General features: G+C 25.2%; 10 protein-coding genes, 3 tRNA genes and 1 pseudogene. 8 read left to right on the top strand and 6 right to left on the bottom strand.

Annotated elements, in window-relative coordinates; genetic code table 11:
* Positions 1-115 precede the first annotated feature (115 nt).
* From C530_RS01185 to C530_RS01175, 3 genes and pseudogenes are all read left to right on the top strand, one after another.
* Positions 116-2,764: a valine--tRNA ligase gene (locus C530_RS01185; protein WP_014895129.1), complete on the top strand. Its 2,649-nt coding sequence runs from the start codon at positions 116-118 to the stop codon at positions 2,762-2,764.
* Between the two features lie 747 nt (positions 2,765-3,511).
* On the top strand, positions 3,512-4,075 hold the full coding sequence (gene ahpC, locus C530_RS01180; protein ID WP_014895128.1) for an alkyl hydroperoxide reductase subunit C: 564 nt from the start codon (positions 3,512-3,514) through the stop codon (positions 4,073-4,075).
* Between the two features lie 2 nt (positions 4,076-4,077).
* Positions 4,078-4,254, top strand: a pseudogene (locus C530_RS01175) (YfhL family 4Fe-4S dicluster ferredoxin); the annotation flags it as partial.
* An 8-nt stretch (positions 4,255-4,262) separates the two neighbouring features.
* Here C530_RS01175 and trpA read toward each other — a convergent pair.
* Together trpA and trpB are read right to left on the bottom strand one after the other, a co-directional pair.
* Entirely contained in the window at positions 4,263-5,069 is an 807-nt protein-coding gene (trpA, locus tag C530_RS01170) for a tryptophan synthase subunit alpha (protein ID WP_014895126.1), read from the bottom strand.
* A gap of 5 nt (positions 5,070-5,074) precedes the next feature.
* A complete protein-coding gene (gene trpB, locus C530_RS01165) occupies positions 5,075-6,256 on the bottom strand; it encodes a tryptophan synthase subunit beta (RefSeq protein ID WP_014895125.1) in 1,182 nt (393 codons plus the stop codon).
* 3,029 nt (positions 6,257-9,285) lie between these two features.
* On the opposite strand from trpB, the gene ybeY reads away from it, so the two are divergent.
* From ybeY to C530_RS01140, 5 genes are all read left to right on the top strand, one after another.
* Entirely contained in the window at positions 9,286-9,762 is a 477-nt protein-coding gene (gene ybeY, locus C530_RS01160; protein ID WP_014943274.1) for an rRNA maturation RNase YbeY, read from the top strand.
* Positions 9,759-12,350, top strand: a complete 2,592-nt coding sequence (gene leuS, locus C530_RS01155; protein WP_014895123.1) for a leucine--tRNA ligase — start codon at positions 9,759-9,761, stop codon at positions 12,348-12,350. The genes ybeY and leuS overlap by 4 nt, the downstream gene beginning before the upstream one ends.
* Positions 12,351-13,600: 1,250 nt before the next feature.
* Positions 13,601-14,884 carry an alanine--tRNA ligase-related protein gene (locus tag C530_RS01150; RefSeq protein WP_320408503.1) on the top strand — a complete coding sequence of 428 codons (1,284 nt, stop codon included), beginning with the start codon at positions 13,601-13,603 and terminating at the stop codon, positions 14,882-14,884.
* Complete coding sequence (locus tag C530_RS01145; protein ID WP_014895121.1) at positions 14,884-16,137, top strand: aspartate kinase; 1,254 nt, start codon at positions 14,884-14,886, stop codon at positions 16,135-16,137. The genes C530_RS01150 and C530_RS01145 overlap by 1 nt, the downstream gene beginning before the upstream one ends.
* Positions 16,138-16,148: 11 nt before the next feature.
* Positions 16,149-16,232 (top strand) — tRNA-Ser (locus tag C530_RS01140).
* A gap of 1,948 nt (positions 16,233-18,180) precedes the next feature.
* On the opposite strand, the gene lipA is transcribed toward C530_RS01140, so the two are convergent.
* The 4 genes from lipA to C530_RS01125 all read right to left on the bottom strand — a co-directional run bounded on the left by lipA (position 18,181) and on the right by C530_RS01125 (position 23,497).
* Positions 18,181-19,041 carry a lipoyl synthase gene (gene lipA, locus C530_RS01135; protein ID WP_014895120.1) on the bottom strand — a complete coding sequence of 287 codons (861 nt, stop codon included), beginning with the start codon at positions 19,039-19,041 and terminating at the stop codon, positions 18,181-18,183.
* 3,775 nt (positions 19,042-22,816) lie between these two features.
* Positions 22,817-22,905 (bottom strand) — tRNA-Ser (locus C530_RS01575).
* A 42-nt stretch (positions 22,906-22,947) separates the two neighbouring features.
* Positions 22,948-23,035, bottom strand: a tRNA-Ser gene (locus tag C530_RS01130).
* Between the two features lie 18 nt (positions 23,036-23,053).
* On the bottom strand, positions 23,054-23,497 hold the full coding sequence (locus tag C530_RS01125; RefSeq protein WP_014895118.1) for an OmpA family protein: 444 nt from the start codon (positions 23,495-23,497) through the stop codon (positions 23,054-23,056).
* Positions 23,498-23,907: the final 410 nt, after the last annotated feature.

Here is a 23,907-nt window from a genome sequence, read left to right as displayed (position 1 = left end):
TAAATAAAAGCACTTTACAAGTTTTTGTAACATATCACACGTCATCAAAAGAACAAAAACCACAAATACAATTGCTTTTATGGCCTACAAATGGTAATTAAGGAGTTTAAATCTTTTGAAATATAATAATTGGCATAAAAATTGGGAAACAACTAAACGGCTTCTAAACACGTATACTAGTGTACCTTTTTCAATTATGATTCCTCCGCCTAATGTAACTGGAAAAATACATATTGGTCACGCTTTTGAATACACATTAATCGATACAATAATACGTCAAAAAGGTATGCAAGGCTATAAGACATTGTTGCAATTTGGTACTGACCATGCAGGTATTGCAACACAACTGCTAATGGACAAAAAGCTATCTCATGATAAAGTTAATCGTATGTTTTTGGGACGAAAATTATTTTTAAAAAAAACACTACAGTGGTGTAATAAAACTATACCTAAAATAATATTACAAATGAAGAGTATAGGTATGAGTGTTGATTGGAAAAAAGAACGATTTACTATGGATTATGGATTTTATCAAGCAGTACAGGAAGCTTTTATAAAACTTTACAAAGAAGGTTTAATTTATAGAGGAAAAAGATTAATTAATTGGGATCCCAACTTGTTAACAGCTTTGTCTGACATAGAAGTAAAGAACTTACAAGACCTTGGTAAACTATGGTATATTCGTTATCATTTATTAAACATTCATAAGGTTGAAGCTTTTTGTCAAAAAAAAGCTTATTTAATCGTTGCTACAACACGTCCAGAGACTATTTTTGCCGATACCTGCATTGCTGTTCATCCTTTCGATAAGCGCTATAAAGCATTTATAGGTAAATGTGTTGTTTTACCATTAATAGGTCGTATATTACCCATTATATCGGAGGAAGTTGTTGATATTAAGTTTGGCACTGGTTGTGTAAAAATAACACCAGCACATAATTTAATTGATTATAAAATTGGTAAACGTCAAAATAGTCTATTTATAAATATGTTTAATAATAGGTTTAAAGTTCGTCAAAAAGCAGAAGTATGTATTTTAAAATCAGGTATACTTTTAAAGTATAATTTAATTAAATTACCTAAAGTATACGTTGGATTGTCTATAAAAAGTTTACGGAAGAATATAGTTAAAGATTTATTAAAAAATAAGTTTTTGGAAAAAAAAGTAGATAATCATCTTCTAATGTTGCCGTGTGGAGATCGATCATGTGCAATTATTGAACCTTTACTAACAGATCAATGGTTTGTTTCTATAAAAAAATTAGCTAATTTAGCTATCAATGCAGTCAAAAATGGGAATATAACATTTATACCAAAAAATTATGAAAAAATATATATAAATTGGATGTATAACTTAAAAGATTGGTGTATTTCTAGGCAGTTATGGTGGGGACATAGAATACCTGCTTGGTATGATAAAAATAATATAATTTTTGTTGGACGTAATGAAGAAGAAATAAGAAGTAAATATGCTATTAACTTAAAAACAAAATTAAATCAAGATCAAGACGTGCTAGATACTTGGTTTAGTTCAGGATTATGGACATTTACTACCATAGGTTGGCCTCAAATAAGAACAAAGTCATTTAATTTATTTCATCCATCTAGTGTTTTAATTACTGGTTTTGATATTATACCGTTTTGGGTATCTCGGTTAATAATGATGACACTTAAACTTATAAATGAATTACCTTTTAAACGAATTTTTATTCATGGTTTAATTAGAGATAAACAAGGACAAAAAATGTCTAAATCTAAAGGCAATGTTATAGATCCTATTGATGTAATAAAGGGTATAAATTATGGTGCAGATGCGTTAAGATTTACATTTTTATCTATATCTTTACCTGGCAAAAACATAAATTTTGATTTAAGAAGATTTAAAGGTTATATGAATTTTTGTAACAAAATATGGAACGCAACAAGATTTGTTCTATCTAAGATAGAGTTGTTTTATAACAATGAATACAATCAATTTTGTTGTTGGGAAAATGTAACATCAATCAATAAATTTATTATTTCAAGCTTACAAAACACAAAAAGAAAAATTTTACTTTATTTTGACGAATATCGGTTAGATCTGGCATCTCAAACTATTTATGAGTTTTTTTGGTATGATTTTTGCGATTTGTATTTAGAAATTACTAAGATTGTTTTCAATAGTAATTATATTGGTGTAAAAATTAGCACAATTAATACATTATTATATGTATTTAAAGAAATTTTATTATTATTACATCCTTTTATTCCTTATATTACTGATGAAATATGGATTAATATAATGCAAGTACAATATAAAAATAAACATATAACCACAACTATTTTAAATCAAGATTTGCCAAAAATAGACATAAACAAACTCGATGACAATGCTATTTATGATGTTAATTTTATAAATATATTTATTACCAAACTACGTTGTATACGTTCCTTAATATACTTAAATAAATCAATAAAACTAACAGTGTTTTGTTCAAAAGTTAAACTGTTTTATAAATCTTTAATAAACAAATATAAAATTTATATATGCAATTTGGCTAATATTAATATAATAAAATATAGTGAACCCTGTATTAATTGTGTTTCAAAAAAAAATCAACAATTCTTTATTTTACATATACCTTTACTTAGCTTTTGTCAAAGAAATTATCTTGTCGAAGAATTGCAAAAAAAAAAACAATTACTTAAGCTAAGCTGTTTAAAAATAAATTTAAAACTTAATACTAAAACTTCTTTTACTGCAATAACAACTAACAAAAAATAATATATAAAAAGCACCAGACAATTTTTTTTGAAATAACAAAATATATTTAGCATTTATATATAACACAAATAAAGCTTTAATAAATCATACATTATTTTATTTCGTTTAATTAAATGATGATTACAAAAACAACTTTCTGTAAATAATAAAAAGAATATAGAAATCTTTTTAACAAAACAATTTTCAAGTTAATGCTAAATAATATAAACCAAAATAAGTAACAACTAATCTTAATATTTTTTAACAACAACACTTAACAACTACATTTACTTACTTTTTTCTCTCATTTTATACATATATATTTCTCATAACAAACATATACTATTTTTTCAATACAACTAATAATAATTGATACTTATTAACATTTCTTATAGAATACAAAAAATAAAATTAGTAACTAAAAATAGATAAAACTATCTTTTACCGAAATACATAAAACATTTGTTTGTACTGCAAACCTTATTTTATAAATTCTGCAAAACAAATCACTTAATAATACAACTTAAAATTATAGAAAAATAAAGTAATTTGCAAAAATTAAACATAAATACAAAAAATAAACATATAAAAGAAATGAAAACATACATAAAGCCTTAAAATTTGTTATCAAAGAACTTTAATAAAAAATCAATAACAAAAAATAAAAGTTACATAAAGCCACAAAGTACATTAATAAACTTTAGTAAATACATAACAATATTGTTTACATTAAACCAGATATAAAAAACTTTAATAAAAAGGATTTTAATGGCTATCATAAATAAAAAAATACGTCCCTTTACTGCTACGGCTTATTTAAATGGAAAATTCATAAATATTTCAAATGAAGATTTGCAAGGTAAGTGGTCTGTTATATTTTTTTATCCTGCTGATTTTAGTTTTGTATGCCCTACTGAACTTTTAGATTTATCTGAAAATTATTCAACATTTAAAACTTTAGGTGTTGAAATATATAGTGTTTCAACAGATACACACTTTACACATAAAGCATGGCATGATAGTTCATTTACGGTTTCTAAAATTAAATTTCCAATGATTGGAGATCCTTCAGGAAATATATCACGTAGTTTTAACGTGTTTGTTGCCGAAACCGGTTTAGCTGAACGGAGTACTTTTGTGATTGATACTGAATGTAAAATAAAACTAGCTGAATATAATGCTATAGGCATTGGTAGAAATTCAAAAGAATTAATAAGAAAAATTCAAGCTGCACAATATATAACTAACCACCCAAATGAAGTTTGTCCAGCTAACTGGACAGACGGATCAAAAACCTTTAAACAAAACATAGATTTTGTTGGGAAATTTTAGATATGTCGTTGCTTATAACAACTGATTGTATAAACTGTGATATGTGTGAACTTGTTTGTCCAAACAATGCCATTTTTCCAGGTGAAGAAGTTTATGTAATTAATCATGATTTATGCAATGAATGCATAGGTGTTTTTCCTCATCCACAATGTCAACAAGTTTGTCCAGTTGCATGTATAGTGCAACCTTAAATTTTAACTAATCCTCTAGATAATCTACTTGTTAAGTTTAATACATTACTAATTGCTGTTTTTTGGTCATAACAATGTATTTCGATTTGTTTTAATAAAGCAGATCCTACTACAACCGCATCACTTATGTTTGCGAGTTTTTTTACTGAGTTTCTGTTTTTTACACCAAATCCAACTGCAATTGGCAAATTTGTGTATTTACGTATTAATTTAACCGCTTTTTCTACTTCATAAAATATTGGAACACTTCCTCCCGTAACTCCATTTATTGATATATAATAAATGTATCCTGATGAATTTTTTACAATAAAAGGTATTCTTTTAATGTTAGTGTTAGGAGTTATTATATTTATAAAATCAATTCCCTGTTTGTTTGCTGGAACACTAACTTCTTGAGCGTGTTCTGGTGGTAAGTCCACAATTATTAATCCATCAATTTGAGCATTCTTAGCATCTTTAATAAACTTTTTTATTCCATATCTATAAATTGGATTGTAATACCCCATCAATATTATTGGTGTTTTTTTATTAAACAAACGAAAAGCTTTTACCAATTCAAGTGTTTTTTTTTGATTTTGACCAGTTTTTAATGACCTTTGAGTTGATTTCTGAATAATTTCACCGTCAGCGATAGGATCTGTAAATGGCATACCCAATTCGATAATATCTGCTCCTGCTTTAGGTAAACTATTTATTAATGTTAAAGATTTTTCGTAATCTTGATCTCCTGCTGTTATAAACGTTACAAAAGCCGCTCTTTTTTTTTGTTCAAAACAATTTATTATACGCTTATTAAGCTTCATTTTTTTTAACTATGCTCCCGTATTATAGATATATCTTTATCGCCTCTTCCACTCATATTTATTACTATAGTTGTTTTGTTTGACAAGCTATGAGCTATTTTAGTTACGTATGCTAATGCATGAGCTGATTCTAGAGCGGGTATTATACCTTCTAAATAGCAACATTTTTTAAACGCTTCTATAGCTTCTTTATCTGTAACTGAAACATAATCTATACGTTTGCATTTATAATAATAAGAATGCTCTGGTCCTATGCCTGGATAGTCCATACCTGCAGAAATTGAATGCGCATCTTTTATCTGTCCATCTTTATTTTGTAAAATATAAGTCCTATTTCCATGAATAACTCCAGGCACACCTCCATTTAAGCTAGCTGCATGTTTCCCTGTTTCTATACCATGCCCTCCTGCTTCTACTCCTATCATCCGTACAGTATTATCTTTTATCATTGGAAAAAACAATCCCATTGCGTTAGACCCGCCACCTATACACGCTACTAAAATATCAGGCAGTTTTCCTTCAATTTTTATAATTTGCTCTCGTACTTCCTTACCAATTACCGATTGAAAGTCGCGTACTATTAACGGATATGGATGAGGTCCTGCAACTGTACCTATAATATAAAATGTAGTTTCTATATTATTTACCCAATCTCTTAATGCTTCATTCATAGCATCCTTTAATGTCCCTTTACCTGAGTTTACAGGTACTACCTTAGCACCTAACAAATTCATTCGATAAACGTTTTCTTTTTGTCTTTTTACATCAGTACTACCCATATAAATTACACATTTCATACCCAATCTTGCAGCTACTGTTGCAGTAGCCACTCCATGCATACCTGCACCTGTTTCTGCAATTATACGGTTTTTACCTAAACGTTTTGCCAATAAAATTTGACCTATGCAATTATTAATCTTGTGAGCACCTGTGTGGTTTAAATCTTCTCTTTTAAAATATATTTTAGCGCCACCTAATGCTTGAGTTAGTCTATCTGCTAAATATAGTGGACTAGATCTGCCTATATACGTTTTCTGATAATATGCTAATTCCTTTCTGAAAGATTCATCTTTTTTAGCTGTTTTGTATGTTTTTTCAAGCTCTATTATTAACGGTATTAATGTTTCTGACACAAAACGTCCACCGAAATTACCAAATAAACCTTTATGATTCGGTATAATATTCATGATTCTTCCTTCTTGTTTTTTTTACCTTATTTAAATTACTTATTTTATTATTTTTTTCTAAAATTTACTAGTTTAAACAGTTTACCATTAAACATACATAACACCTTCTTCCTTTTACCATCCGATTCTTAGTCTTTTTTTTATAACACAATAACATTTTAAGTACTTGTTTTGTTCATATAACAGTTTTCAAATATCATAAAAAATGAATAACAAACATTAAAAAGAATGATACAAAAATGAACTTAATAGCAATATACCAAAACAAAATTTACCTACAAATCTCTAACAAACAATAATAGCTAACATAATTTCATCTAATTCCTAACATTAACATATTGTTAGTCTTTGTTTTACTTAGTATGACATCCTTAGTTTTTTCTAACTTTAATACACAGCACTTTTACTAAAGCTAATATAGCTTTTTATTGAACATAAACACATTTAACAAACAACGACCATAAACCTTATAAAAACCACTACCACATATTACTTTTTTCCTTTAACTCTCTTTGATATATCATATTATTTCATACTTACCTATCACATACCATTAACAACTGAACACAAATATACAGATTACATTTTTCTTTTATACAATCTTCTCTCTTCTGTTATATATTTCGTTTTCTTGTTTTACCAACATACAAACCATCCTTTAAAGTACAACTTTATAAATTTACAGCTTATATTAAGTTCATATAACACAGCTCATACAAACTAATCAAAAATACACATAAAAGTTTAAAAATAAAAACTTAACACATAACAGAAAAGTACCTAAAGCAAAATAAAAAAAGATAACATCAACAAATAACAAATGTATAAACAAAAAAAATTTTCAATCCTTTAAACAAACATAAAGCACATATTTTACATATAACTAATACAAAACTGATAAATAATGTAATAATAAAACAACATATAAACTATCTTTTTAAAGAATACAACAGTTAACAAACTTTCTTAAAAACATTTAAAGACTAGAAAGCTAAATTAATATAAAAAAAAAAAAAGAAAGTACAAATTTGCATTAACTAATAACGTATAAGTTTTTAATACACAATTAATAGAAAAAGAATAACAAACCTCTAATTTTAAAGAAAACAAACTATAAAAGAAACCGAACAACACAGCTAATTTAAATGATTTTAATACCTTTTTATACTTTTAACCAATAACATAAATAAACTTAATACACTAACAAATAAACACATTTTTCTAATAACTTTTTTTATCAAACATTAATACTATATATTAACAATAACTATTTTATTCAACATATTAAACAACCATCAATTAATATAAACTTAACCAAAACAATAAACAAGCATATTAACAAACACCGATATTACTACATTAAGCATATTACATTATTATACCCCTATTGTTTACTTTTTATTTTATACAGCAACAAACTTTATACAAAAATCATATAAATTAATTCACTTACACCATGCATCCATTGCAACTCCTACTAACTACAACTTACCTATATACACAATACATAACAACTTTAATTCATAAGCACATAACCTATTACTACACGTTTTAACTTCATACAATCTAAACATCATAATAGCTTAACATATTTACACTACTTTTTTATTTCACAACTACATAACTTCAATTAAACATACATCTAATTTTAACATTTCGTTTTCTTGTAACAACAAAACATTTATTCATAATATATAATTAACAATACAGCTCACTATTCCTACTTAATTACTCATTTTTATATAACTAATTCTAATTCAATTAAATAATAATATACGACACTAAGTTCACAACAGCAAACAATTTTAAATTAATAGTAAGTAAATATAATAATATTTTGTATTATACAATACATAACTACATACACCTTTTTATAACAACTTCTGAACAACTACATAACAACACAATCAGAGTTTACATAATAGCATTTAGACAAAACATCTAAAATTTAACAACGTAACAGCTGAACCATCTACATAACAACATAATTAGACACAACTTTTTAAGTTTTAATACATTATCAAGTAGTCTAAACAGAATTACACTTTACTTTGCCTTTTAAACCTACAAATAAATAAAGCAAAGAAATGATTTTAAGAGACAAATAACAAGTAACAAATAATAACTAACAATTTAACCCTCTATAAAGTAAACATTTAACCCTCTATAAATTTAAAGAAAGAACTATATTCAAAAACAACAACACTTTTAATAAACAAACAACTTAAGCTAACCTACAACTTCTAAAACCCAAAACTCTAACCTCTACTAAATAACCGCTAAAATAAACTAAACTCTAACAAATAAACAACCTCTAACAAACAAAAATCTAACTTCTAACCTCTAATAAATAAACCTACAAACTCTAAATATACTTAAAAACATAAATTAATACAACAAAAACTATAAAAAACTAAAAGAGACAAAAAAATAGAAGGAATAAACATCTAAAATCTTAATTCAAATATAATAAAAGAATACAACTTAAAGAGAATTTCCTTTTAAACAAACCGCTAATTTAAATAACAAATATCAGATTCTAACAGCTATCATATAACAAACTTTGAATAATAACATATAACATACACTATATAATCTAAAACTATATAACTCTTAACAAAATATAACAAAATCTAAATAACAAAGAAATAAACATCTAATATCAAATAACTAACCTCAAAATAACAAAAAAATAACAGTTTTAAGCAACAAAACTCTAACAACATAAAAAAAGCATCTAACAGATAAGAAATAAAACTCTAAGGAATAAAGAAAATAACAACAAAAGCATAAGAGTAAGAAATATAGAAAAAAAACATAAAGCACACAACAAAACATATATAGATTGCACAGAAAACATAATTCATAAAAAAGATAAATAAATTGTTTTAAACTACATAAAAATAAACACAAAATATAACAGATAAAAAACACATAAAAATAATAATAAAGTAAAAAAAAAAGAAATAAGAACAAAAAAAACAAATATAAGCTCAAACACAAATAAACTAACAGCAAAAAGTAAAAAAATGAAAAAGAAAATAAAATGTGTATACGTACATATGCAGTTTATAAAAAATAATACAATTAAAAAAATCGTGCCAAATGAGTCATTACTAAGTTCTTGGTTTTGTTCGTTTTTAAAGCCAAAATATAAACATTATAAAGATATTGTTTTTAATATTCGTTTTGTTGAATATAAGGAAATTATTGGCTTAAATAGTTATTATCGTGGTTTTAATTCTTTAACAAATATAATTTCTTTTTCATATGAAGCTCTTTCGCAAAGAATTAACATACAATTATTAGGTGAGTTAGTCATAACTCCCACTTTACTTTTATATGAATCATTTAAAAAGAATAAAGCATTTATTGCTCATTGTGCTCATATAATAGTTCATGGTTTATTACACTTAATCGGGTATAATCATAAGAATGTAACTGATGCTGATAACATGGAAAATATTGAATATTCAAATTTAAACAAAACAAATATACATTTATGATGTATCCTTTTTCTTATAAAAAAATTGAACTAGAAGCTCAAAATTTTTGGTACAATCACAATTGTTTTGAAATAGTAGAAATACCTAATAAGGAAAAGTTTTATTGTTTATGTATGTTTCCATATCCTAGCGGCAATCTACATATAGGACACGTTCGTAACTACACAATAGGTGATGTTATTTCTCGTTCACAACGTATGCTAGGTAAAAATGTATTAAACCCTATAGGGTGGGACGCCTTTGGTATGCCTGCAGAAAACGCTGCAAAAAAAAATATTGTTTCTCCTACTGACTGGACTAATTCAAACATTTACTATATGTATAATCAACTTAAAAGCTTAGGATTTTCTTATAATTGGGATAGGAAAATAACAACTTGTAAAATAGATTTTTATCGCTGGGAACAATGGTTTTTTATTAAATTGATCGAGCACGGCGTTATTTATAAAAATAACGCAATTATTAATTGGGATCCTCTAGAAAAGACGATTTTAGCTAATGAGCAAGTAATTAACGGTATTGGTTGGCGGTCTGGTGCAAAAATAGAACACAGAAAAATTCCTAGTTGGTTTTTAAAAATTACAGATTACGCTTATGAACTTTTGAGATGTTTAGCAAATATTGATTGGCCAGAGTCTGTAAAAAAAATGCAAGTTAATTGGATTGGTAAATATAAAGGAATAGAAGTGTCATTTAAAGTTATTGGTTCTGTACCTAATTGTTACTCTTACTTAAAAGTATTTACACAACGACCAGACACTTTATTTGGCGTTACTTATATACTTTTAGCACCTGATCATCATTTAGTTGAATTAGCTGCGCAATATAATTATCAAATAAAGAAACTTTGTAATACTTTTACTTTTTGTGGTAAATGTTCATTGGCAACATTAAAGAATAAAGAACTTGGATTATATGTTGGATACAATGTTTTACATCCAATAACAAATGAAATTTTGCCTTTATATGTTTCTAGTTTTAGATATTTTGAATATGGTGCTACGGCAAGTATGGGTGTTCCGGCTCACAGTCACAGAGATTGGGATTTTGCAAACACTTATGGATTGCCATTTAAGACTGTTGTTTCTGATATAAATGGTAAAGTACCTGATATTTCAAAAAATGCATATACTGATTTTGGATTTATTATCAATTCAGGTATTTTTAACAACATAACTTGTTTTGAAGCTTTTGATTACATCTTTTATTTTATAAAACAATATAAGAGTGGTGTTGTAAAACAAAAACTAAAGTTACGTGATTGGGGCATTTCTAGGCAAAGATATTGGGGTACTCCTATACCAGTAAAATACGGTATAACAGGTAAACAAACGCCCCTTACTGATGAAGAAATACCTGTATATTTACCAAAACATGGCTGTTTGAACAGTAAATTTAATTTAAAAAAAATACCGTCTTTTTACGTGTTAGGAAATGGATGGGTGCGGGACACAGAAACTTTTGATACTTTTATAGAATCATCTTGGTATTACGCACGGTTTTGTTGTACTGATAATAACAACTCAATTCTTGATGCAAGGGTAAATTATTGGTTACCAGTAGATATGTATATAGGCGGTATAGAACATGCAATTTTGCATTTAATGTATGCTCGTTTTTTTCATAAATTAATGCGCGACTTTGGATTGGTTGATTGTGATGAACCTTTCAAAAAATTAATTACTCAAGGTATGGTTTTAACTTATACATATTATAGAGAAAGTTTTGGCATAAAAGAGTGGTTTAATCCTTTAGATGTTTGTTTGTTAAAAGATAAAAAAAACGGAAATATAATACCAACGGTTAAAAGAGATGGTGGAATTGTTATAAGAAACGGTATTGAAAAAATGTCTAAATCTAAAAACAACGGCATTGATCCTAATGTTCTAATTAATAGATTTGGTGCTGATACTCTACGTTTGTTTGTTATGTTTTCTGCACCAACGGAACAAGTACTTATATGGTCTGAATCTGGCATCATTGGTTCCAGCAGGTTTATTAAGCGGTTATGGAATATAGTTCATACATATATATATATCTCAGGCTCAGAGCATACCATAATAAAACTCTCATCATTAAGGCCAGACCAATTTAATTTATATAGACAACTTCAGAAAACTATAAAAAAAGCTACTTCAGATATGATTGGAAGACATGTCTTTAATACTGTAATATCAACTGTTATGAAATTAACTAACTTAGTATTACACTTTATAGATATAGACAGTAGTATTATCGGCTTGGCAGTAACAAGGGAAGCTTTGAAATCAATAATTCTAATTTTAGCCCCTATTGTTCCTCACATAACCCATGTTTTATGGAAAGTTTTGGGGTTCTCATATGCTGTAATAGATGCAAAATGGCCTAGTTATAATAAACATTGCATGTTAGGTCAGTTGTTTACTGTGTTAGCACAGATTAATGGAAAAATACGTAAAGAAATTAAATTGCCTTTAAATTATCATACAAAAACGTTTGCAAGTACTATTTTATCTTCTATATCTATAAAAGGTTATCTGAACTGTAAAGAAATCCATACACTTATTTTCGTACATGCAAAAGTAATAAATATAGTTGTTAGCTTATAACACAATTTAAACTTAATTTTTTATGTTTACTACAAAAGTAGTATGTTTTAGAATATATCTTTTTTGTTTTTATTAGCTGTATGTTTATTTTTTTACAAACTTTTGTTTTGTTATTTTTTATACGTTTGTTGTTATCAGTTTTGTGTTGGTTGTTGGTTGTTGGTTGTTGGTTGTTGGTTAGTGGTTAGTGGTTAGTGGTTAGTGTTTAGTGGTTAGTTGTTAGTTGTTAGTTGTTGTTAACAGTTTAGTAAAAATTATGAAAGTTGTATAAAACAACAACCTAAATATGTGTGTTTGTTGTAATCAATTTAGTATATAGTAAGAAACATATATAAAAATAAAAGCAAAAGGTGTGTTTGTTAATAGTTGTTTGATGTTAGCAATACTTTACTTTTGTGTTTTATGTATTGTTTTGGTGTTATTATTAGCGTAAAATCAATTTTTTGTTATATTAATTTAATATAATTCAGTAATTTTTTTATGTATTTAGTTACTATATTTCAATGTTGTATTATAAGAGGTGTAAAGTTGTAATCAGTAGGTGTATTGTGGTTGTTTAGGTTATGCGTTGTAGATAAAAAACAGTTAGGTTCTTAGTCTTAGGTGGTTTAAAAAAGTTTATGGTTAAATTAAAAGCTAGTTGTTGTTAAATGTTTTCAATTAGCGTTAAAGGAAAAATGTAAATTGTTTAATGTAATAATAAATACATTAATTAGTTGTTAAAAAAAATACGTTGTATAAAAAGATTAAAATAGTTAATCAGGTTTTAGAAAAGTTGTTATAGAAAATATAAAGATAGTTAATGTATTATTCAAACAAAATAAAAAAGTTGTTATAGAAAAAATGAAGAAAGTTAATATATTATTCAAACAAAATAAAACTTGTTATATGCTAAAAGATAAAAAAGTTTAGCTCTTAGCTGAAATATATAGTTTATTATATAGTAGTAAAGCAGTTTGAAGAAGAACGTTAGTATATAACAGGGTGAAAACGGTAAAGTTAGTATATACTAGCTATTATTAATAGAAATAAAAAAAATTTTTTGTATTGCTTTAAAAAAAAAGATCTACACAATTTAAGTTGCAAAAAAGGTTTGTTATAAAAAAAAATAAAGTTGTATTTTGATAGTAAATAATAAACATCGAAAAGTTAAAAGAAAGTATAAATTAAGTGTTTTAAAAGTAAACATTGTTTTATAATATGCAAGAGATAAAAGAATTATTACAACTTAATCGTTTTATTTATATACAATAAAGGACAGTATAATAACTCAAAACTTTTTTTTTAGTAATATATATTTTTATAAAACAAAAATACAAAAAATCTTAAATAAAGAAGGTAAAAACATAAACTTTATAAGCGAAAATACACAAGGAACAATTATTTTAAAAATATCATCTTTTATTTTTGAAAAAGGTGGGCAAGTCATTAGTGACGTAGGATATATTTATAATAAATTAGGAAAATTTAAAGTATATAACGTGATTAAACATAATTCTTTGTTTTTTCATGTAGGAACTTTATTGAAAGGTTATTTTTCAAATACAACACACGTTAATTGTTATATAGACAAAATTATTCGTTATAATATAAGTGTTGCTCATTCAGCTATACATTTATTAAATGTAACAATACAAAGAGTGGCTAAAAAAAAACTAATAAAAAAAGGATTTTTTATTAATCAAAATAAAATAATATTTGAATATAAATCTTATAAACCGTTGACAAACAAAATTTTATTTATAATTGAACTGTTAATAAATCGTGCAATAGCCAAACAACATATAATTTTAATTAAACTTTTATCTAAACAAAAAAAAAATATAAAACATAAAAATGTAGTTGTTATTGGAAAAGAGGGAGGTTATTCCATAGACGTATGTAATGGAACTCACATCAAAACCACAAAAAATATTGGTTGTTTTTGTATTATGTCAGAACAATGTGTATCTAAAGGTATACGTCGTATTGAGGCAGTAACTAATAAAAATGCTGTTCGTTATATTTTAAAAAACAAATTAACTCTAAAAGATTTATCGTTTGCTAGCAATCTATGTTTAAATAATGTTAAAAAAAATATTAAACATCTTAAAAATAAAAACAAAGTGCTTCTTGATGAGTTTAACTTGTTTAAACAAATAACTATACAAAAACAAATAAACAAATTACTTAGTAAAATGTTTTATTTTTTTGGTTATAAATTTTTAATATACAAAATAAAAAGTAAGTACAAAAAAGATTTGTTTGTAATACTGCATAGCATCGTAAACAAATTAGTAAATAAAAGTATAATAATTGTTTATGTTTTAAATAAACATAATATAAACGTATTTATTAAAATAACGAATGACTGTTTAAAATTTAGACCATATAGTGTTTTTTTTAAACAAGTTTTACAAACAAATAAAACAATTTTTTATAATGCAACTACAAATGTTTCATATCTTAAGACTAGTATAAACAATTTTAATATGTTATATACTAAAACATTAAAAACAAATATAAAAACTTTTTTATTTAAAAGAGGTTTATAATGGGAATTATTGTACAAAAGTTTGGAGGTACTTCAGTGGGATCAATTAAAAATATAAAAAACATTGCAAAACAAATAAGTTTCTTTTATAAAAAACAACAGAAAATTATTGTTGTAGTCTCAGCAATGAGCGGAGAAACAAATAGATTGTTATGTTTAGCAAAACTAATGTATAAAAAAAAAACAATAAACGATATATATAATCATCGAGAGTTAGATGTTTTGCTATCAACAGGTGAACAAGTAACTATGTCGTTATTATCAATTGCTTTAAATCTTGTTGGGGTAAAATCAAAATCTTATACAGGAGCACAATTATCGATCTTTACCGATAGTGTGTATACAAAAGCTCGTATACAACATATAGATACTTCAGTAATAAATAAGGATATAAATAATAATATTGTTGTGGTAGTTGCAGGATTTCAAGGAATAGATAAGTATGGTAATATAACAACATTAGGAAGAGGCGGTTCAGATACTACCGCTGTGGCTATATCTACTGCTATTAACGCAGATGAATGTCAAATTTATACAGATGTATCTGGTGTGTACAGTACAGACCCTAGACTATGTAATAACTCAAGTTTAATTTCATATATTACTGTAGAAGATATGTTAGAATTGTCTAGTTTAGGATCGAAAGTATTACAAATACGCTCTGTTGAGTTTGCAGTTAAATCTAATATGCCTGTTAGACTTTTATCAATTTTTGATAATAATCCAGGTACATTACTAATTCAAAAGAGGTCATTTTTAGAAAAGAAAATGGAAAACCCGTTAATTTCAGGAGTTACATATAATTGTAATATTGAAAACATTACTGTAATTGTTTCTTGTGAAGTATTTCCTTATGTTTGCTATAACATTTTGATTTGTTTTTCAGATCACAAAATAGATATTTGTATTCAAAATATAAAAAACTTAACCACTCAATTTATTATAACTTTTACTATATCTAAATCTGATTATAATTTATTATTTCACACAATACAAAAATATATTTGTATTTACTTTTGTGGACACATTCTAGCCGATAATAAATCTGTTATAATTTCTATTGTTGGAGTTGGGATCTACTCTCATAAATGTATTTTGCATAACGTTGTGTATACCTTAGAAAAACACGGCATAATTATTCTTTTTTTATCTACATCAGAGCTTAAACTATCTATATTTGTTTTTGACGACTATATGGATTTAGCACTTCATGTCTTGCATACTACTTTTAATCTAAATAACATTGTTCAATAGATTTTATATAAGGAGAGGTGGCCGAGTGGTTTAAGGCGCTCCTTTGCTAAAGGAGTATAGTTATACTATCGTGGGTTCGAATCCCTCTCTCTCCATTTACATTTAACTTCAAACAATACACACAACTTACCAACAAACTTCAAATGCACAAAAAAACTACTATTTAACAACTAAATTAAACACAAACAAAACTAATAGTTAACAACAAAATACTTACCCACAAAGAAACTAACAGCTAAAAATAAAAACTTTAACAATATCATACCACATAATAATTTACAACAATTCAGCTTAATAGCTTAACAACATTTCATAAAATCCGCTTAACAATAACAATAACAATAAAGATAAAGATAAAATCAAAATCTTACAACACAAATCACAACTTTATTTAATATTTCTTACAACACGTTTAATTAATAAATTAATAACAAATTCTTACTTAACACCCTAATTCAACATATGACGTACTTTTTTTTTTTTGTTAACAACCAGTATCTCACAACATGTATAATACCTTATAACCTATTTGCTTAACAAAACAATTTTTCTCATATTCTATATCCGTCCGTCCTTATAACCTAACTTTTCTTTTTTTAACAAACCTCTCACAACAGCCTTTGTCATAACCTTTATACTTTATCAAATAACCTTTCTCACAACATTACACACCTTTCTTTTTTTTTATCCTTTTACTTCCTTAACAACTAACAACTAACAACTAACAAACAACAAACAACAAAGAACAAACCACAAACCACAAACCACAAATTCCATTTTTACTTCCTTAACAACTAACAACTAACAACTAACAACTAACAAACAACAAACAACAAACCACAAACCACAAACCACAAACCACAAATCTATTTCTTTTACTTCCTTAACAAACAACAAACAACAAACCATTAATCTAATTCTTTACTCTTTTTGATATAACTTTACAACAATTACACACCAATACAACATTTTTTTATCTTATATAATATGACGGTAATTAACTTTACAACAATTATACACCAATACAACTATTTTTTTATCTTATATAACTGTTTTCGTTATAACAACAACAAATCACTAATACAAACAACACTGATACAAATTCTAACAATATATACAGTAAACAAAAAACACAAATAACAATAACTAAGCATCTACATCTTTTAAAAACATAAACCACAAAACAATCCACCATAAAGCAAATATCAAGATCTAAAGCAGCAACAAAACTTTAACGAAGCAAACATTTTTTTAACCAAAATAATACAGAAAGAAATAACAATTTTAAATTAATCATATACCATACATCTAAACAATTTTATACTGTTCTTAAATACAAAATCTGAATATACACCAGTTATTAAAACCACAATAAACAACAATTAAGCAAATAATAAGGCCGATTGCCATCAACTTCGGATAACAAAATACTAAAAAAGCATAAACTCTAATGAATACTATCAAACAACTTAACAATTTTATATAACTTTAATTATACAACATAAAGATAAAGATAAAACATAAAATAGTTAGAAAACATAACACAAGTATTAATAACGTATCCTCTAAGTACAAAAAAGAGTAAAATAAAAGATCAAAAAAAAATAAAAATAAAGAAGATGTTATATTATATATAAAACAAATAAAAATAAATAAGAGTTAAATAGAGAGATAAGAAAGAACACAACATATAGTAAGCAAGGTTAGGTTTTCAAATAAAAAAAACACATTAGTGTTAAAAATAACAACAATTCAATAAAAACATAATGCTAAAAACATATATTTTTAATAACAACAATTCAATAAAAACCTACATCAAAAAAAAAGAACAGAACAAGATAACCAAAATTACTAAATCAGAACAAATAACAAATAATAAAATACACTTGTTTTGTTAAATTTTATAAAAAAAAAAGGAACTTGTAAAAGTTTTTATATATATTGTTAGTTTTTAAACTTGTAAAAATAAATTATAGGTTTTGTTGTTATAAATAAAGTTATGACAAATATATAGTTTATAGTTATTTTGAAAGTATTTGAAGTTTATATGTTTTTTCCATAATTTTGATTTTTTGCTTTATAACTAGATCTTATCAACGGACCTGAAGCAATATAATTAAAACCTAAAATATAACATAGTTTTGCATAAAAATAAAAACTTGTTGGATGAACCCATCTTTTAATTGGCAAGTGAAAATTCGATGGTGCAATATATTGCCCTATAGTTATAATATCTACTTGATTTGTTTTTATATCTTTAATAACATTTATTAGTTGTTTATCGTTTTCTCCAATTCCTACCATTAAACCTGATTTAGTTTTTATTTTTGGACAATATTTTTTTATTTGTTTTAATAAATTAAGTGAAATATCATAAGTTGCACCTGGTTTTACTTGCAAATATAAATTGTGTATAGTCTCTATATTATGATTTAATACAGTAGGTTTGTTTTTAATTAAAATATTAATTGCAATATCACTTTTACCTCTAAAATCAGGTATTAAAATTTCTATTTTTATATGTTTATATAAACGGTTTATTGCACCAATACATTTTGAAAAGTGGTTAGCACCTCCATCTTCTAAATCATCGCGATTTACTGAAGTTATAACTATATAGTTTATTTTTAACTTAATAAGTATTTTAATTATATCAAAAGGTTCATAATAGTTTATCTTAATTGTCTTTCCATACAACACATCACAAAAAGGACATTTTCTAGTACATTTATTTCCTAAGATCATAATGGTTGCAATTTTTTCATTAAAACAATTTAGTATGTTAGGGCAAGATGATTCTTCACAAACTGTATGTAAGTATGTTTTTCTTATTTTGTTTTTTATATTATTAATTTCATTATATAGAGGAACACGTATTTTTATCCAACTAGGTTTATGTCTCATACTGGAAATCACCTCTTGTTATTTTTGTCTTTGTTTTTTTATTTATATTTTTTATGCTTTTTAAAATTGTGTTTTATGTTTTATATGTTTTTTTTTTATAGCTGTTTGCTGATATGTATATTTGTAATTTATTAAAATGTGTTGTACAAGTTATTAAAAATGTGTTTATTTATATTTCTTGTTTCGTTTTGATTTATTGGTTTTGTTAATACTTTTTGTTTGAATAATATTCTTTCTTTATTATTTTACTTAAACTACAATCGTTATTGTTTAATGTTTCTTTATGTTGTTTTTAGATACTTGTTGTTTTTTTTTTTTATTTTAAAACTTTTTCTTTTTATGTTTTGCTTTCTTCGTTATTGCTTTTTGTGTTTTAACATTATCTGTTATGTTGTTATTTTTTTTATTCAATTGTTATATTATTGTTATTCTCTTTATTTTTTGTTTTAAATATTTTTATTATATGTTGTATTTTTTTATATTTTTTAGATCTTTATTTCTTTGATTTGAGGTTGCTTTGTTAGAGGTTGTATATTTGTTGTTCTTTTTTTTTATCTGTTAGATATTTTTTTTTTACATATTTGTATTATTTTTTTTTTTAGATGTTGTATTCTGTCTATTAATACTGTTTTTTGTATAATGGTTTCTTAATTGTATTGTTGTTAAATTTTACTAATAACAAAGAAGTTGTACATAATTATAATTAGTGTTGTAAAAAAAAAGAAGAAAAGGGAATAGTTGGTGGTTTAAGAGATTAGATGTTGGAGTTTGTAGGATGTTTGTTAAAAAGAGGAATGTTGGTAGAAGATAAAGGTTGTAGTTTGTATTTTAAGAGGTTATGTGATGATGGTAAGAGGTTTAGTTATTAGAGGTTGCTTTAAAGATGTTAAAGAGGTTAGTTTGTTGTTTGTTGTTTGTTAGTTGTTAGAGGTGTTAGGTGTTAGGTTAGATGTTAGATGTTAGATGGTGTAATAAATAAAATGGTTATCTGTTAGTTATTAGAGGTTAGTTTGTTAGAGGTTAAGTTGTTAATGTTTAGAAGTAGCTTAAATTAGATAAAATAGTGTTATATAAAAGATGATAATGGTTGCTTTTATTAGTTGTTATTAATTAGAGGATAGTTGTGTAAATGGTTAGAGGATAAGTTGTTAATGGTTGCGTTGATTGTTTGTTATTAATTATTTATTAGAGGTTTGCTTAAAAGATGTGTTATAGAAAAAGAAAATAAAGAAAATGTGTTATTATTTATAGAGGATTTAAAAGTTGTTAGATAAGTTTTGTAAAATTTAAAATAGTTATAAAAAAGGATGTGTTGTTATTTAGAGAATAGATGAGTTAATTGTTGTTAGATGAGGTTAGTAATTGATTTTAGAGAATAGATGTTAGAAGAGGTTTGTTGTTGTTACTTGTTAGTAATTGATTTTAGAAACTAGATGAGTTGTATTAAAGATAATAGGTGAGTTGTAGGTAGTTGATAGTAATGGGGGTAGCAGGTTTTAGAGATTTGTTTTTGTTACTTGTTACTTGTTAGTAGTTATTGGATATTAGGTGAGTTGTAAAAGGTAGATAAGAGAAAGGAGATGTAAAAGGTTATAAGACAAAAGAAGAAAGGTGTAATATATGACTGGTTAGATGTTTTGTTGTGAGTTGTGAAAGAGGAAAGGTGGAAGGTGTATGATAGAGTGATAAAAAATTAGTTTTTATGTTTTAATTGTGTGTTTTTTTAAAAAAATAAATAATTAGGAGTTATGTGTTAAAATGTTGTAAAGAATGAGTTTAGGTTAAGTGTGATGTAGTAAAATGTGATATTAACTGTTAAAGGTTTGTGTTTTACTTATATCTTTTTATGATTATAAAGAAATAGTTTTTTATATATGAATATAAAATTAACTGTATAATTTAAAAATTTGTTGTACATATCCATTAAATATACTATTTGAGATAAAAATTTTCTTATATGTTGATGTGAGATAAAATAAAAAGATATATGTATTGAGTTTTAAGTTTGAGGTTTTTTGCTGGCTGAGATTGTATTTTTGAGGTTTATTGCTATCTGAGATTGTAGTGTTGATCTTAATTGTCTGTCTGGTCAAAGAATCAGGTGTAAATTATATTGTTGTTGATAAAATGTAGTTTTGTGTAGAATACACTTTAATTAAAATAACGGTTATTTAGTATAGAGTTTTGTATTTGTCGTTATTAAATATAAATGATCTATACCTTCAACAACCTTTGTAAATATGGCGTATTAGCTTAATATGTAAATACAAACTTTTACAATTTAAAACCTAACGCTTATATATGGTGGTGTTCTATAACTTATTATTTTTTAACTGAACTGAACTGAACTGTAAATTTTTTACCAATTCCATACAAACTTTAGCTACTTTTCTACTACATACAACAATTTAACAAACTTTAATAAATATAAATAATTAAATTATAAACCTCTAAAAAATAAACCCATTATCGTTAATAACATACATCCTACTTTTATAACACAACTAATTTATGTAAATGCTATACTTTCTCATACAGCATAACAATTAAGCCACAAACACTTAAATTTTGCATTAGAGCTACTTTCTATAAAACAAACAAAAACTAATTTACACTAATTATTAAACATAACTACAATTTCAAAATCATATAATAGCATAAGCTAAACACTTACTTTTAATTTTAATACAAAATTTACTTATCGTTATACACCCTTTTTTTTTTAACAAACAACAAGACATAAACTCAAAACTACAACCCATAACTAGTATTACAAAACCACATAACCTAAGAGCAATTTACTCAAAACATATCACAATAAATTTTATAAATTACAACTAATATAAGTAATACACAACATTAACAATAAAAAACTACTAAACACACATGAAACAGAACTACAAAACATAATTACTTAACTACAACCACTACACACAACATAACATAACATAAGACTAATACAAATATTTTTAAAAACAATACATTTACAAAATAAACACTAAAAAACAAACACACAACTTTTAAAGCATAAAACAAACATTAATCATAAAAATACAAAAAGATTTAAATTAAACAAAGCATAACAGCAAAATCTTAAAGCATAAATAACACAGAACTTATAAAGTAACACATAACACACAAGACATAACTACTAAACAGCTAATACATAATATATATACTAAACAGGTAACACGAATTTATCAACTAATAACATACAGTAAATACAAACAAACTGAAACACATAACATATCACAATCTATAATAGAACCATTTAACACAAACTATCTCTTCTTAACTTCTTTTATATAAAAACCTACCATCAAAAAAAATCAACCTTACAAACAAACTTTTTAATATTTAACACCAACATCAAACTATTAACCATTCAACATAAATCATTTAAATATTTACCACAACACCTATTATGTTCTTTTTTATATATTTTAATATTACCTATGATCTTTTATCTTGTAACTTAAGTAACACTTACCTATGATCTTTTAACAACTAGTACAACATTAAGTAACTAAATACATATCAGATAACAAAAAACCACAAAAAGAATAAACTATAACACATAAATAAGTTAAAAAATAGTATATGTTGTATAAAATAATACAAAGAGAGGAGAAACAGAATACAAAAGAGATAAAGATCATAAAATAAAATCAAAACATAAAAAGCACAAATATCAGAAACTATATAATAATAAACCACATAAAGAAGAATAAATATACACACAGTTATAAAAAGAAAAACGTGTTTGTATTAAAGTTGGAAGGCGTGGGGTTCGAACCCACGAATTTTGTGTATTAAATTACTTGTTTTCGAAACAAGTGCAATAAACCCCTCTGCCAGCCTTCCAAGGCTACATATAGTGTTTATTAAAAATATGTGTATAGATAACGGAGGGACAGGGATTTGAACCCTGGAAAAGTAAGAAACTTTTGTCGGCTTTCAAAACCGATGCAATAAACCTCTCTGCCATCCCTCCAACACTAAAAGCGTATAATTACAATATATTAACAATAAGTTTATTGTTGTTAAGAGTATTAAGTTCATTATAAACTTTTTTATTTTTTACACAGATAATATATTTAATGTTGTTTTTATGTATTCCGTTTAAAACTAAATTGTTTACAATAAAACTCATTCTAGACTTATTTAAAATAAAATTATATTTTATATTTCCTAAAACATTGGTATTGATTTTTAATAGTAATTGTTTACTTGGATTGTTACGTATATATATAACATATTGCTTTAAAATATTATTTATCTTATTACTAAAATAGTACAAATCATAATTAAAATAAATAGTTTTAATAAAAGGTGCTTTGTTAAAAATAAAGAATTTGTTTAATTTTATTTCGTTTAAAATAACATTATTATTTTTTAAAACCAGTAATAAAGAAATTGCTAGTATTAGCCTTTTAAGCATATATTTTTTTATCATATTTTATGTTTTTATAACCTATAATCGTACTTTATATTACCTCTTTAACAATCTATTTTATATATTTTAATTTTAATAACAAACGTACCAATATTTTCGTTTTACTGTTTTTATATTGTATTTTTAGATATTTAATCGTAAATACTGACTTATTACTAATCTATGGCTACTTGTTCTTTTACACAACTGTGTATATGCTATTTCAAAGTTGTTGTTTTCAACAAGCACTATTACCTTTTATATTACAAAACAACCTTTTTAAATATTGTCTATCGTTTAACTACATATATATACAACTGCTTACAATACTCGCTTTTTTTTAACACAACATAACTCAACCGTCTTTTAGTTTAACAACACACATCTTTATTTAAATCTAATTTTTATACATTTTAATGGTAAGATCGTTT

Source organism: Candidatus Portiera aleyrodidarum BT-B-HRs (assembly GCF_000300075.1).
GTDB lineage: Bacteria > Pseudomonadota > Gammaproteobacteria > Johnevansiales > Johnevansiaceae > Portiera > Portiera aleyrodidarum.
Note: the sequence above shows the minus strand (reverse complement) of the source record. Positions and strands in the feature narration are given on the sequence as shown.